The organism is Acinetobacter brisouioides (genome assembly GCF_004331075.1).
Classification (GTDB): Bacteria; Pseudomonadota; Gammaproteobacteria; order Pseudomonadales; family Moraxellaceae; genus Acinetobacter.
In genome coordinates this window covers 72,779-86,162 of sequence record NZ_SJNX01000007.1, presented here as the reverse complement: position 1 = coordinate 86,162, position 13,384 = coordinate 72,779, and the positions used below count along the sequence as shown (strand labels likewise).

Below are 13,384 nucleotides of genomic sequence, written 5' to 3'. Positions count from 1 at the left end.
AAAAAATAGATGTGAATTTTTCATCTAATTCAATAAGATTGCAACCAATATAAAAAACTATTTTTCGGACCTGATCTATGCAGACGCTAATTTCCAATCTTTCTAAACGTATCCGCGAGGTATATCGTAAGGCTGGGGGATTTATTGAAGAAGAGCGCGAATTTGCATTGTCACAAGTGTTTTTAAATGCAACCTTCAAACGTTTTGTGACCGATAACGTCAAGATGTTAGAAGACTTGCATGCAGACGTGCATGATGACTGGTTACGCCTGTATGCCACACTCAATGTTAAAGGTTTATATACCACGCTGTCAGTTGATTTAAAACTTTTACAAATGGAACTGAACAAAGATACGCAGTTACTCGTATTTGAGCAAATCAGCCAGACTCAAGTGATTGAAGCCAAATTTAAAAATATTTTACAAAAAATAGGCTTTAAATTTGCCTTGTTTTTTTATCGGAAGATCTTAGATAAAGATCCGCTAGGCACGATTTTGCAGCGCTTCAATGTTGTCGAGGTTAAAGATGATTTACTCTATCTTGATCTAAACCGATGGCTTGGCAAAAACCCGTCAATTATTGAAACCCTAGCCAAAGTGCATGTTAATCATGCAGTGCTACGTGAAGCCGAACTGGTGGTTTTAGGTAATGTTAATTTGGAAGCACTTTTTAGGAAAGTGGGTAGTAGTACTGACGACACAGAAGCAACACCTGTAAGTAAAACAACCACATAATATGATCATAAACATACAAAAAAATATGCGATTGATCCCGTTTTTCAGATTAACTTATACCCCCATAAAATATTAAAAGTTTCAGGATATATTTATGCTCAAGCAACAACTTACCTCTTTATCGACTAGTGCAGTTGTACTTGCTGGAGCAGCATTGATCTGTTCAAGCCAAGCTATGGCGCTGAGCCCATTTCAAGCAACCTATCAATTTTCCTATAATGACAAAAATATGGGTTCTGCAATTCGTAGTCTAAAACAAACTGGTAATAACTGGACATATGTCTTTACTGCCCAAGCAGGTATTTTAGCCTCCGCAACTGAAATCAGTAACTTCTCACTACTGGATGATCATGTCATTTCCAATAGCTTTAGCCGTAATGCCAGTTATATTGGGCTTTCAGATTCTTTTAAAATTAATTTTAATCCAGCAGAAAAAACCATTGAGACCTACTACAAAGGTAAAGTATATTCTTTTGCATGGAAAACAGGTGCTTTAGATGAACTCAATGCTGAAGTACAAATTCGTGAAGACTTAAAAAAAATGGACTCGAAAAACAACTATTATATTACCGATGCTAAAGGCGTTGCCCAACGCAAATTTATTCAACTGGGCACGGAAAACCTAGCAACACCTTACGGCACTTTTAGCACAATTAAAGTAAAACTGGATCATGGAAAACCAGAACGTAATACCACTTTCTGGTTAGCACCAAAACTGGACTATTTACCAGTCAAAGTCGCACATAATGATGGTCGTAGCTCGTATGGAATTCTGCTCACAGGTTATCAAGGGGTGACCAAATAACCGCATTTTTGCAATTTTGACTTGCAATTTTTCGGATGCTTTTTAAAATACGCCTTTGCTTAAAAAAGCATCCGCTCCTTAGAGGTTCCTCCCTGTGCAAGCATTAGAACAGAAAATCTTAAGTGAAGGTATCGTTCTATCTGATCAAGTTCTCAAAGTAGACGCTTTCTTAAATCACCAAATTGACCCTGTGTTGATGCAACAAATCGGGCATGAATTTGCTGCTCGTTTTAAAGATCAAGGGATTACCAAAATCATTACCATTGAAGCTTCAGGTATCGCACCTGCGGTCATGGCAGGTTTAGAGCTTGGTGTTCCTGTGATTTTCGCACGCAAACATCAGTCTTTAACGCTGAAAAATGACTTGTACAAAGCTCAAGTACATTCATTTACCAAACAGACTACAAGTACCATCGCAATTTCAAACAAGTACTTACATGCAACTGATAAAGTTCTTGTGATTGATGATTTCTTGGCAAATGGTCAAGCTGCGCTCGGCTTGATTGATTTGATCCATCAGGCACAAGCTGAAGTAGTGGGTGTTGGCATTGTGATTGAAAAATCATTTCAGACGGGTCGCCAGTTATTGCTGGAAAAAGGCTACCGCGTTGAATCACTCGCACGTGTCGAGTCATTAAGTGATGGTCAGGTAACTTTCGTTAGAGATTAAACAAAAAAGAGCGATTTATTCGCTCTTTTTTTTGACCATCTGGTAGATTTAAGTTGGAATGCTTGCCCAAATTAAATCTACTGTTGATTGCTCGGTGTTGAGCGATTTATTGTCCACCCAGCAACTTGACTGCTACTTCACCTAAACGCTTGCCCTGCTCAAAACATAAAGCTTTTTCTTCTGCAGTTAAGCCTTGATCATGACGTGAGCCACTGACATGAGTTGCGCCATACGGCGTCCCACCCGACTTGGTATTAGACAATGCAGGATGTGCATTGGTTAATCCCAAAATCATCATGCCATGATGAAATAACGGCGGTAACATGCTCAATAAAGTACTTTCCTGCCCACCATGCATTGAACCCGATGATGTAAACACACAGGCAGGCTTGTTATGCAATGCGCCACTGAGCCATAAAGTCGTAGTTTGATCCCAAAAATATTTCATTTCACTGGCCATATTACCAAAACGAGTTGGTGAACCCAGTGCCAAACCAGCACATCCTGCAAGATCATCTAAACTACAATAAATATCGCCGTCGTCAGGAATACTCGGTGCGGCAACTTCAACTGACGTTGCGAGTTGCGGAACAGTACGAATTTTGGCAGACATCCCGACAGCTTCAATTCCATCGGCAATCAAATGGGCCATTTCTTTGGTTGAACCATATTTGCTGTAATAAAGTACTAAAATATAAGCTTGCATTGGGTCTGACAGATAATAAAAAAGAAAACTATACGGTATTTGGGCAATTTTTTGGTAGCCTTAGAGAAATATTACATAAATGCGCATTAAAACAATTAGGTCTAGGTTATGCAAAAACTCATGACACGCTTACCATTTTATGAAAAAAAATGGTTTCAATTTATCTTATTTACGATTATACGTTTTGAAAATGATCGCTGTCGTGACAAAGCGGCATCGCTCACCTATACCACTTTGTTTGCCGTTGTGCCGATGCTCACGGTTTTTCTCGTGATTATTTCTTCGATTAAAGCACTCGAACCTGCTCGGCAGCAGGTACAACATTTAATTTATAGTAATTTTCTTCCCCGAAGCAGTATTGCCTTTGACGAAGCCTTTAACTCTTTTGCTGAAAAATCGAGCAATCTCACCGCGATTGGTATTTTGTTTTTATTTATGACCTCGCTGATGATGCTGACCAGTGTCGAAGAAGCCTTTAACCGCATTTGGCGAGTCAAGCAGCAACGGGGTGGCATTATTGGTTTTATGCGTTACTGGACGATTATTTCACTCGGACCAATTTTGCTTGGCAGCGCTTTTGTAATTTCCTCAACCGTTGCATCGCTCAACATTCTCAGTAATAACTTTGTAGGTTATGAGCTCGATGGCACACTTTTTTTAGGGCTTATATCTTACATACTGATTATACTTGGGTTTTTTGTTCTTTACTGGACAATTCCCAATCGTTCTGTACCCATAACAGCAGCAGCGATGGCAGGATTGTTTAGTGGCACTGTCTTTCAGTTACTGAAAAGTTTCTTCGGTTTCATGATGGCAAATTTTACCAGTTATGAACTCATTTACGGCGCGTTTGCCGCTGTGCCGATTTTCCTGTTGTGGATTTATTTATCATGGAATATTGTCTTACTCGGTGTTGAAGTCAGTTTTGCCCTCACCTCATTTAGTACAGGTAATCGTCAGAAACGTCACCCTGTTATTATGTTGCTCGACATTTTAGAGATGTTTTATAACAAGCAAAAACTTGGAGAAACCGTCAACGATAAAGAAGCTTTAAAAATTTTGGGACGAGGTGAAATTGGACGCTGGCCTGCTTATGTTGAACTGCTACAACGTCAACATCTGATTAAACGTATCGATAGTAGTGATGAATACGCACTGATTCGCAACTTATCCCAAGTCGATTTTTGGAGTTTTTATAATGCCTTGCCATTTACCCTTCCACTGCGTCAGGATGTCTGTAATATCCATGATGATGATGAATGGGTAAAACAACTCGCTCCGCTCCTCAATGATGCAGATGACTACTTAAGCAGCCATTTATCCGTTCCACTGTCGAGTCTGTTTGAAGCTAATGTGACTCCACTACAGATCACAGTGCATAAAAAAACCGAGTGATGTCACTCGGTTTTTTCAACATGAATCACTTAAGCTTTAACAAAAGTTTTCCAAATAAAATCTTGGGTTTTGGCTTTTAAAGTCATCGTGAGCTGATCACCTGCTTTAAGTGCTGCAACGCCCGCAGGCGTACCTGTCATCACCACATCGCCTGCTTCAATGGTAAATGCCTGACTCATGTCACATAGCATTTCACCAATCGGGAATAATAGCAATGCTGTATCACCTGACTGGCGAACAGTATCATTCACTTCTAATGTGTAATGTACATTTTTCCAATCTGAAATTTCACTGACATCGACCCAATCGGCAAGCACACAAGCACCATCAAATGACTTTGCCCGTTCCCACGGCTGACCTTTGTTTTTCAGTTCAGTTTGCAAATCACGCAAAGTTAAATCCAAACCTAAAGTCACCGCACCAATCGCCTCAAGGGCTTTTACTGGATCAGTTTCCGCCTTTAAAGTCTGGTCTATACGCAAAGTCAACTCGCACTCATGATGACAACTGCCAAGCGCCTCATTCCATGAAATACCCTCGTCCAAACCAATCAGACTACTGGTAGGTTTGATAAATAGTACTGGACGATCTGGAACAGCATTGCCCAATTCTTTGGCATGATCCGCATAACTACGACCCACACAAACGATTTTATTTGGACGGTAACTCATACGACTTCCTTTGTTCTCTCGACTCAATTATTTCTTAAAGCTATGCTCAAAAAGGCGCTGCTCGTCAGGTTGAGTAAAAACACGTTTTGGTACAATCACCACATTACGAGTTTTAAGTTCCAGCATATACGTCAGTTTACCTTGAGCAAAATTTTGAACTTCGCTATACGGATACTGCTGCTTACGCCCACCTGAATATAATTCAAAATAATGCTGGTACAGCTCGATGCCCTGCTCACTTCTGGCAGCCTGATATTTGATGAACTGACGTTTAAACAGGGTTGGCAACAACCAATAACGCATCGCAATTTGTAAAACTAAAAAGAAAACACCCAAACCGACATAATAGCGACCTACACCTGAAAAACCGATGTAAAATCCATACACAATAATTCCCAAACTAATGAGCGGTGTAAGAAAACGGGTAATTTGTTTTTTACCAAAAGTTGCAAGCCCAAAACCATCTTGTGATTCTTCTAAATTTAGGGCATAACGCAAAGATAAGGCAGGTTTCTGATCTGTCATAACATGCTGCAAATACTCAAGAAAGTATGGCTATTAGACCACAATCCCCTCAGCTTTTAAAATCAATCTCTGTGCTATTTTGCAACAGCTTTCTCATCATCGCATAAATAGAACATTCAATTGTAAATATATTATTTAACCACGAATTTAAAACTATACAATAAATCTCAAGCACCGCATATTTTGGGAATAACTGTATGTCTTTCTTTGCTAAACTTTTTGGTTTAAACAATAAACCTGTCGAATCCCCAACCGAAATCACACCTTTATCTTTTTTGGAGATCATAGAAAAACGCCGTTCAATTTATGCGATTGGTCGTAACCTCAGCCAATCTCCTGCCGAAATTGAACAACTCATCCAAAATGCCATCAAAGCCAGCCCATCGTCATTTAACTCTCAGTCTTCACGTGCCGTGATTTTATTTGGTCAATCACACGAAAATTTTTGGTCAATTGTATTAGAAACCTTACGCAAACTTGTACCAAATGAGGCTTTTGCTGCAACCCAGCAAAAAATTCAAAGCTTTGCCACAGGTGTAGGCACAGTATTATTTTATGAAGATCAAAATGTAGTGAAAGGCTTACAGGAACAATTTGCAGCATATGCTGATAATTTTCCTGTTTGGTCAGAGCACTCAACTGCGATTGCCCAATTTGCGGTCTGGTCAGCCCTAGCTGAACAAAATATTGGCGCATCGTTACAACACTACAATCCAATTATTGATCAGGAAGTGGCAGAAACATTTGCTGTACCTGAACACTGGAAATTACGTGCGCAGTTGGTGTTTGGTTCAATTGAAGCTGAAGCAGGTGAAAAAGCATTTATGGACGATGCTGATCGTTTTAAAACATTTGCATAAGTCACAAAAACAGTAGGCACAAAAAAACCGCATTGATTGCGGTTTTTTAATTTTTATCAAGTTGGTGCGCTCAGAGAGATTCGAACTCCCGACCCCTTAGTTCGTAGCCAAGTGCTCTATCCAGCTGAGCTATGAGCGCATTGTCTTGATGGATGGGCATTATACGCAGTTTTTCTAAAAAACCTAGTCTTTTTTCACAGATTGATTACAAGTGCATAGTTATTAGGCAATAATAGTCATTAATTGACTAAAAATACAACTTAATCGGAAATTTCCTGCTACTGATAAATTTTTTATCAGCCAACGCCAACATGGCATGGTCATTTAGGCTATCTCCATAGGCATAGACCAAATCAAAATCACTCAGACAATATTGCTGCTGCACTCGTCGGGCTTTTTCAGCATAACAGCAATCACCTTGCTGCAATTCTCCTGTATAGCGTACCGTTCGGACTTGAAGCTGATTACAAATCAGATCTATGCCCTACTACTTAAACACACATCTAAAGAGGAAGGAAAATACCACCACAATCTGTTCATATGGCTGCTGATGCCAAGTGATTTGTTCTTAGGCATGCTCATGCAATAAAGTCGGTAAAACTGTTTGAGAAAATTTCTGTCACTGCGGCTCTAGTTTTTAGACTGAATAGTTTTTATATGCAACTTGGCATAGTCGCATGCGAATTTTCTGGTCGCTCACATAGCCCACTCGAAATGCCAAAAACCACGATGCAACCCGAAAGCCCCCAATGAATTGTTGACGAGAAGACAATGAGTATTTTAAAAATTGTGCAAAACTGTCGGTATGAGTAATGGTATGGTCAAAATCAAAAAGTACGAGATTCATATTTTTATATGATGTTTATTTTTATAAATTTCAGGCATAAAAAAACCGCTTTTAAAGCGGTAATTTATCAAGTTGGTGCGCTCAGAGAGATTCGAACTCCCGACCCCTTAGTTCGTAGCCAAGTGCTCTATCCAGCTGAGCTATGAGCGCATATACTTGTTTGCCTATGTCGGCATGTTACGTCTGCCTATTTAATTTACTTGGTGCGCTCAGAGAGATTCGAACTCCCGACCCCTTAGTTCGTAGCCAAGTGCTCTATCCAGCTGAGCTATGAGCGCGTAAGTAAATGGCGGTGAGAGAGGGATTCGAACCCTCGATACAGTTACCCGTATGCGTCCTTAGCAGGGACGTGGTTTCAGCCACTCACCCATCTCACCGTAACAGGACGCAATAATACAAACTAAAACGCAGCTCTTCAAGTCAAGATTACTATTTTTTCTATTTTTTTAGCTCAATCACCTATTTTTTAAGCGATTTCAAACAACGCGCTGATTTTTTAGGCAGCTTTCTTGTTAAAATTGTTTGTACTTAACTCTGCACGCATAAAAACTGACATTTCAACACATTCTTGCAATGATTTACGTGCAGTCTATTTCTGCATGACTTATGCTAAACCTATCTGCTGATAAGAAGCCATACAATATGATGAAAAACTGGGTCGATCCTGAAGCCAAAGCGGAAGCGGAACGTTACGACAATCCGATTCCTAGCCGTACTTTAATTTTAACCAGCCTTGAACAACTACAAACAGCACAATCACATGCTGAACTGGTCGATCATTTTAACCTGCAAGATGAAAAAAGTATTGAAGCACTCAGTCACCGATTGAGTGCCATGGTACGCGATGGTCAACTGGGCAAGGACGGCTTAAAGTTCCAACTGCTTAAAGATCAACCTAGTTACGAAGCCACCGTTTATATTAACAGTAAAGGTTTAGGCTCAGCCCATATTGACGGTCAAGATGATCTGCTTCTGCCTGAACGTGAGTTACGTTTGGTTTTTAATGGTGACCGTGTCAAGGTACGCCAAACCTCAGTTGACCGTAAAGGTAAGGCATGGGGACATATTACTGAGGTTGTACAGCATCGGGTCAAACAGTTGATTGGTAAAGTTGCCGAGCATGAGGGCGAATATTTCATTCAACCTAACACGCCAAATAGCCATCAACCGATTACTTTGGAAAAGCAACTCATCGAACATGCTCAAGCCAAAGTCGGTAATAGCTTACGTGTTGCAATCGACACTTACCCGACCCGCGAAGAATTTGCCACAGGGCATATTGTGCAGTCGATGGCAGACAAAGCTGATACCGAAATTATTATTCCACAAACGATTTTAGAGTTTGGGTTGCCATACGAATTCCCTGAAGATGTTCTTCAAGAAGCAGCCAGTTTTAAAGAACCTTCGGCAAAAGACACCCAAGGGCGTGTCGATGTGCGCGATTTAGCTTTAGTGACAATTGACGGCGAAGATGCTCGCGACTTCGATGATGCAGTCTATGCAGAAAAACGCTCAGGCGGTGGCTATCGTGTGGTGGTCGCAATTGCAGACGTCAGCCATTATGTGCGTTTAGAAAAACCTCTGGATCATGAAGCGCAGGAACGTGGCACATCTGTGTATTTCCCACATTTTGTATTACCAATGCTGCCAGAAGCGCTTTCCAATGGGTTATGTTCACTGAATCCACATGTTGACCGCTTATGTATGGTCTGTGACTTGAAACTTTCTCGTACAGGACGCGTGACGGGTTATGAGTTCTACCCTGCGGTGATGCATTCTAAAGCGCGTTTAACCTACAACCAAGTCAACCAGTATTTGGAAGGTGATTCGCAAGCAATTCCTGAAAACCGTGAAATTCACAAATCCATTAACACCTTATTTCAGCTTTATCAAATCCTAAAAGACTTGCGTGCAGATCGTCATGCCATGGAATTTGAAACTGTTGAAACCTACATGACTTTTGATGAGTTAGGTGGAATCAAAGAAATTTTGCCGCGTAGCCGCAATGACGCGCACAAGTTGATTGAAGAATGTATGTTGCTTGCCAATGTCGCAGCAGCCGAGTATGCATTGGAACATGACATTCCAATGTTATACCGTGTACATGAAGCACCTGAATTCTCACGTATTAAAAAAGTTCGTGACTTTGTCAAATTGCTGAATTTAGGTATTCATTTCCCTGAACAGCCAACTCAAGCTGATTATCAGAAAGTCATTGAGGCGACCAAAGACCGTATTGATGCACCCAGCATTCATGCCGTGTTATTGCGCTCTATGATGCAAGCCTTCTACGGCGCAAAAAATGCAGGGCATTATGGTCTGGCATATGAGGCCTATACTCATTTTACCTCACCGATTCGCCGCTACCCTGACCTGTTATTGCACCGCGCGATCAAAGCACATTTGCATCAGAAAAAGTATGCCTTGTCTGGCGCTGCTCTCGATGATGCTGGTGAGCATTTCTCACAAACTGAACGCCGTGCTGATGAAGCATCGCGTAGCGTCACCACATGGCTGAAATGTCATTATATGCAACAGCATTTGGGTGAAGAGTTTGTTGGCATCATCAGTGCAGTCACTGAATTTGGTTTATTTGTCACACTTAAAGATCTATATGTCGATGGCATGATTCACATTAGCCAACTCGGTGATGATTTCTTCATCTATGATCCTGCTAGCCAAACTTTAATTGGGCAAAACCGTGGTCAAATTTTTGGTTTAGGTGATGAGCTCAATATTAAAGTCGCTGGCGTGAATCTTGCAGAACGTAAAATTGACTTTGAATTACTCAAGCAAATTAGCCATGCAGGTCGCGCCATTCGCAGCCGTGCCCCACGTGCCACAAAACCTGTTGTACGAGAGGTACAGGAGCAAGTCTTTAATAGTCAGGTGACTGCAGTTACAACAGAGCAGCAAGATGGTGAGCAGCCTGTTCGTAAGAAAAAAGAAAAAAGTAAGCTTAACGCCACTTACAACAAAAAATCGGACAAGAAACCCTCTGGCAAAGCTGAGACCAAAAGCAAAGAAAAAGCAAAGAAAAAAGATAAAGTGAAGAAGAAAAAAGCCAACGCTAAATCTCGGCAGGACTAATCTATCTAAGTAAAAGAGCTTCGGCTCTTTTACTTTTTCTCTCACTTATAAACACTCAAAAGAACAAGCTGTTTTGATTAAGAAGTAAATTTTAAAGTTTCTCTTTATTTTAGCGTCACTGTATTAAAGACCACATTGCTTAACATTCAGGCTAAACAGATTCCCATTATGCTTGAATCTCCCACAAACATATCTTTATTCAACTCAAATAAACTAAATTTGTGGATATAAGTTTATAACAGACAAAGTTCCCCTTGATTTCCTCCATCCTAAACCTTAAATCTAGCAATATATTTTATATTTATGGCTCAGACAATGACATTACAACAAGCAATCCTTCCTGTTCCAGAATTCGACCAGATTCGACTCGACACCCTAAAAATACAGATTCAACAACATATCCAAGAAGGGTTAAAGTTTCTTCTTGAGCTGACTCAAGTTCCTGATGATTTTAATGCTCAAATTCAGGTACTCCAACAAATGGACACGCTTGAAAATAATCTAAGCGAATCTTGGGGTATCTTATCTCATCTAAATGCAGTGATGAGTAATGCTGGAACCCGTGAAGTCTATCAGTCACTATTGCCTGCATTAAGCGAATACTATACACAGCTCGGTCAACACACAGCGTTATACCAAACTTATCAGCATTTACATGACCGCAGCGAATTTTCCAGTTTAAGTGCTGCACAACAAAGTGCCATTAAACTTGGCTTACGCGACTTTAAACTATCAGGTGTTGCACTTGAAGGTGCAGCTAAACAGCGCTATGCGGAAATTTCAGCACGTTTGTCACAGCTTGCTTCAGACTTTTCCAACCATGTGCTAGATGCAACCCAAGCCTATTTCAAACCTCTAACCGAAGCACAACTCAAAGGGTTACCAGACAGCAGTATTGCCCTGCTGAAACAATACGGTCAGCAGCGTGAACTCGACCAGCCTGTCGCTACACTGGATTTTCCATCTTATCTTGCAATTATGACTTATGCTCAAGATCGTGCTTTACGTGAAGAGCTATATAAAGCCTATACCACACGTGCGTCTGAACAATTCGAGCATACTGAATTTGACAACTCTGAAATCATGCAGGAAATTTTGAGCCTGCGTCAGGAAATGGCACAATTGCTCGGATTTGAAAATTATGCCACGTATTCACTCGCCAGCAAAATGGCACCAAATGTTCAGACCGTTTTTGACTTCTTAAATGAACTGGCTGAGCATGCCCGTACACCCGCCTTGCAAGAAATTGCGGAACTCAAAGCCATTGCCCAGCAAGATGGGATTGAAGAACTACAACCTTGGGACAGCAGTTTCTATTCAGAAAAACTTAAACAACAGCAATTCAACCTATCCCAAGAAGCATTAAAGCCTTATTTCCCTGCGCCAAAAGTCGTTCAAGGCTTATTTGAAATCGTACAGCGCTTATATGGTATTCAGATTCAGGAACGCGCTGCGCCAGTCTGGCAATCTGACGTGCGTTATTTTGAAATCGAAGACAAAGGACAAATCGTTGGTGGTTTTTATTTAGACCTCTATGCACGCAGTGGTAAGCGTGGTGGTGCATGGATGAGCGGTTTCCGTTCCCGCATGCAAACTGCAACTGCGTTACAAAAACCGATTTGCTACATGGTATGTAATTTTACCCCGCCTGTTGGTGAACAGCCAGCGTTACTCACTCATGATGAAGTTACCACGCTATTTCATGAGTTTGGACATGGTTTACATCATCTGCTGACCGAAGTGGATAATATTTCTGTCGCTGGAACACATGGCGTGGCATGGGATGCAGTAGAATTGCCAAGCCAGTTTATGGAGTTTTGGACATGGGACAAAGCCAGCCTAGATCTGATCAGTGAACATGTTGAAACTAAACAAACTTTGCCACAGGATTTATTAAACGCATTGCTTGATGCACGCTTCTTCCAATCAGGCATGCAGACTTTACGTCAACTTGAGTTTGCCCTGTTTGATTTAGAAATTCATCAACATACCCCTGGATTAAGCACACCGCAAATCCAAGAGACTCTCAACCACATTCGCCAGAAGATTGCAGTTTTACCAACTACACCGTATAACCGTTTCCAGCATAGTTTTAGCCATATTTTTGCGGGTGGCTATGCTGCGGGTTACTATTCTTATAAATGGGCAGAGGTGTTAGCCAGTGATGCTTTTGACCGTTTTGAAAATGAAGGTATTTTTAACACTTCTACAGGAAATGATTTTCGTAAAGCCATTTTAGCTGTGGGTGGTCAAGATACAGCTTTGGATGCCTTCGTACATTTTCGTGGTCGTGAACCTAAAATTGATGCGTTATTACGCCATCAGGGTTGGACGAAAGCGCCTAAAAACGCTTAAACTATGCACTCAAAATTCATGACTCATGGTTTAAGGTAGCATCCTATGAAAAAACGATTCATTGCAGGCGCGAAATGTCCGAAATGTGAAGCGTTAGACCGTATCATCATGCTAACTGAAAATGAACATGAATGGATTGAATGCATCGAATGTGGTTACAGTGAAAATCGACCAACCCATATCGATCAACCAGAAACTCCAGCTGTCGCTGATGACGTGGGCGTAATTCAATTTCGCCCACGATAATCCAACCCATCAAATCATTAATTGACCCGATTATGAAAACAAATAAATCAAATTCTTTATTACTTTGGATTCTTATTGGCGTCCTTTTTGCCATTTGTGCAGGCGTATTTGTGTGGCAATCATGGTTTGTAAATCGTCCCACTCCAGCAACCCAACAAGTAACCGTACACCAAAAAACCCAGGCACCCCCTATAGCCCGACCTGTTTCAGAACCAGCGGTAACACCTGAAGCACATACTGAACAACCTAAATCACTTGTGAATGATGAGACACTTAAACAGCCGATACCGCAAAATCCTGCTTTGGCTAAAGAAGAAGTCTCCAAACTTGAAGATATTCAACAACAGTTAAAAGAGCAAGAAGCAACACTCAAAGCTCAACATACCGATGCTGATCGAATGATTGAACTCAAACAGCAGCAAATCAAACTACTTGAGCAGCAACTTGCAGGACAGCAAAAGTCATCAAAATAAAGATTCA

At 40.9% G+C, this 13,384-nt stretch carries 14 protein-coding genes and 4 tRNA genes; 9 read left to right on the top strand and 9 right to left on the bottom strand.

Going from position 1 to position 13,384, the window contains the following annotated elements; translation table 11 throughout:
- Nucleotides 1-77: 77 nt before the first annotated feature.
- The 3 genes from E0H77_RS10625 to E0H77_RS10615 all read left to right on the top strand — a co-directional run bounded on the left by E0H77_RS10625 (nucleotide 78) and on the right by E0H77_RS10615 (nucleotide 2,209).
- On the top strand, nucleotides 78-734 hold the full coding sequence (locus tag E0H77_RS10625) for a hypothetical protein (protein ID WP_131377840.1): 657 nt from the start codon (nucleotides 78-80) through the stop codon (nucleotides 732-734).
- Between the two features lie 94 nt (nucleotides 735-828).
- Nucleotides 829-1,539, top strand: a complete 711-nt coding sequence (locus E0H77_RS10620) for a DUF3108 domain-containing protein (protein WP_131377838.1) — start codon at nucleotides 829-831, stop codon at nucleotides 1,537-1,539.
- A gap of 94 nt (nucleotides 1,540-1,633) precedes the next feature.
- Complete coding sequence (locus E0H77_RS10615; protein WP_131312605.1) at nucleotides 1,634-2,209, top strand: xanthine phosphoribosyltransferase; 576 nt, start codon at nucleotides 1,634-1,636, stop codon at nucleotides 2,207-2,209.
- A 106-nt stretch (nucleotides 2,210-2,315) separates the two neighbouring features.
- Here E0H77_RS10615 and wrbA read toward each other — a convergent pair whose 3' ends face one another.
- A complete protein-coding gene (gene wrbA / locus E0H77_RS10610; RefSeq protein ID WP_131377836.1) occupies nucleotides 2,316-2,915 on the bottom strand; it encodes an NAD(P)H:quinone oxidoreductase in 600 nt (199 codons plus the stop codon).
- Nucleotides 2,916-3,023: 108 nt separating this feature from the next.
- On the opposite strand from wrbA, the gene E0H77_RS10605 reads away from it, so the two are divergent.
- Nucleotides 3,024-4,310 carry a YihY family inner membrane protein gene (locus E0H77_RS10605; protein WP_131377834.1) on the top strand — a complete coding sequence of 429 codons (1,287 nt, stop codon included), beginning with the start codon at nucleotides 3,024-3,026 and terminating at the stop codon, nucleotides 4,308-4,310.
- Nucleotides 4,311-4,339: 29 nt separating this feature from the next.
- On the opposite strand, the gene E0H77_RS10600 is transcribed toward E0H77_RS10605, so the two are convergent.
- Both E0H77_RS10600 and E0H77_RS10595 read right to left on the bottom strand, forming a co-directional pair.
- Complete coding sequence (locus tag E0H77_RS10600; RefSeq protein WP_228258326.1) at nucleotides 4,340-5,008, bottom strand: fumarylacetoacetate hydrolase family protein; 669 nt, start codon at nucleotides 5,006-5,008, stop codon at nucleotides 4,340-4,342.
- A complete protein-coding gene (locus tag E0H77_RS10595) occupies nucleotides 5,009-5,506 on the bottom strand; it encodes a YcxB family protein (RefSeq protein WP_131377830.1) in 498 nt (165 codons plus the stop codon). It abuts the gene before it with no gap.
- A gap of 197 nt (nucleotides 5,507-5,703) precedes the next feature.
- Between E0H77_RS10595 and E0H77_RS10590 the strand changes: the two genes are divergently transcribed.
- Nucleotides 5,704-6,366, top strand: coding sequence for a nitroreductase family protein (locus tag E0H77_RS10590; RefSeq protein WP_131377828.1), 663 nt, complete (start codon nucleotides 5,704-5,706; stop codon nucleotides 6,364-6,366).
- Between the two features lie 62 nt (nucleotides 6,367-6,428).
- Here E0H77_RS10590 and E0H77_RS10585 read toward each other — a convergent pair.
- From E0H77_RS10585 to E0H77_RS10560, 6 genes are all read right to left on the bottom strand, one after another.
- A tRNA-Arg gene (locus E0H77_RS10585) sits at nucleotides 6,429-6,505 on the bottom strand.
- A 108-nt stretch (nucleotides 6,506-6,613) separates the two neighbouring features.
- Nucleotides 6,614-6,838, bottom strand: a complete 225-nt coding sequence (locus tag E0H77_RS14060; protein WP_416240514.1) for a haloacid dehalogenase-like hydrolase — start codon at nucleotides 6,836-6,838, stop codon at nucleotides 6,614-6,616.
- Between the two features lie 165 nt (nucleotides 6,839-7,003).
- The gene (locus tag E0H77_RS10575) at nucleotides 7,004-7,213 is read right to left on the bottom strand and encodes an HAD family hydrolase (RefSeq protein ID WP_131377826.1); all 210 of its coding nucleotides are present in this window, start codon (nucleotides 7,211-7,213) and stop codon (nucleotides 7,004-7,006) included.
- Between the two features lie 73 nt (nucleotides 7,214-7,286).
- Nucleotides 7,287-7,363: transfer RNA gene (locus E0H77_RS10570), tRNA-Arg, on the bottom strand.
- A 51-nt stretch (nucleotides 7,364-7,414) separates the two neighbouring features.
- A tRNA-Arg gene (locus E0H77_RS10565) sits at nucleotides 7,415-7,491 on the bottom strand.
- 9 nt (nucleotides 7,492-7,500) lie between these two features.
- Nucleotides 7,501-7,590, bottom strand: a tRNA-Ser gene (locus E0H77_RS10560).
- 265 nt (nucleotides 7,591-7,855) lie between these two features.
- On the opposite strand from E0H77_RS10560, the gene rnr reads away from it, so the two are divergent.
- The 4 genes from rnr (at nucleotide 7,856) to E0H77_RS13770 (ending at nucleotide 13,377) form a co-directional block, all read left to right on the top strand.
- Complete coding sequence (gene rnr / locus E0H77_RS10555) at nucleotides 7,856-10,303, top strand: ribonuclease R (RefSeq protein ID WP_131377824.1); 2,448 nt, start codon at nucleotides 7,856-7,858, stop codon at nucleotides 10,301-10,303.
- 315 nt (nucleotides 10,304-10,618) lie between these two features.
- Nucleotides 10,619-12,658, top strand: coding sequence for a M3 family metallopeptidase (locus tag E0H77_RS10550; RefSeq protein ID WP_171478338.1), 2,040 nt, complete (start codon nucleotides 10,619-10,621; stop codon nucleotides 12,656-12,658).
- A gap of 45 nt (nucleotides 12,659-12,703) precedes the next feature.
- Nucleotides 12,704-12,904 (top strand): YheV family putative zinc ribbon protein, encoded by a 201-nt coding sequence (locus tag E0H77_RS10545; protein ID WP_131377820.1) that lies wholly within the window; start codon nucleotides 12,704-12,706, stop codon nucleotides 12,902-12,904.
- Nucleotides 12,905-12,933: 29 nt separating this feature from the next.
- Nucleotides 12,934-13,377: a hypothetical protein gene (locus tag E0H77_RS13770; protein WP_416240513.1), complete on the top strand. Its 444-nt coding sequence runs from the start codon at nucleotides 12,934-12,936 to the stop codon at nucleotides 13,375-13,377.
- Nucleotides 13,378-13,384: the final 7 nt, after the last annotated feature.

Bases quoted from the DNA above. Each gene is read 5' to 3' on its own strand.
- E0H77_RS10625 (WP_131377840.1), top strand. From the start codon at position 78: ATGCAGACGCTAATTTCCAATCTTTCTAAACGTATCCGCGAGGTATAT.
- E0H77_RS10620 (WP_131377838.1), top strand. From the start codon at position 829: ATGCTCAAGCAACAACTTACCTCTTTATCGACTAGTGCAGTTGTACTT.
- wrbA (WP_131377836.1), bottom strand. From the start codon at position 2,915: ATGCAAGCTTATATTTTAGTACTTTATTACAGCAAATATGGTTCAACC.
- E0H77_RS10605 (WP_131377834.1), top strand. From the start codon at position 3,024: ATGCAAAAACTCATGACACGCTTACCATTTTATGAAAAAAAATGGTTT.
- E0H77_RS10595 (WP_131377830.1), bottom strand. From the start codon at position 5,506: ATGACAGATCAGAAACCTGCCTTATCTTTGCGTTATGCCCTAAATTTA.
- E0H77_RS10590 (WP_131377828.1), top strand. From the start codon at position 5,704: ATGTCTTTCTTTGCTAAACTTTTTGGTTTAAACAATAAACCTGTCGAA.
- E0H77_RS10575 (WP_131377826.1), bottom strand. From the start codon at position 7,213: ATGAATCTCGTACTTTTTGATTTTGACCATACCATTACTCATACCGAC.
- rnr (WP_131377824.1), top strand. From the start codon at position 7,856: ATGATGAAAAACTGGGTCGATCCTGAAGCCAAAGCGGAAGCGGAACGT.
- E0H77_RS10550 (WP_171478338.1), top strand. From the start codon at position 10,619: ATGACATTACAACAAGCAATCCTTCCTGTTCCAGAATTCGACCAGATT.
- E0H77_RS10545 (WP_131377820.1), top strand. From the start codon at position 12,704: ATGAAAAAACGATTCATTGCAGGCGCGAAATGTCCGAAATGTGAAGCG.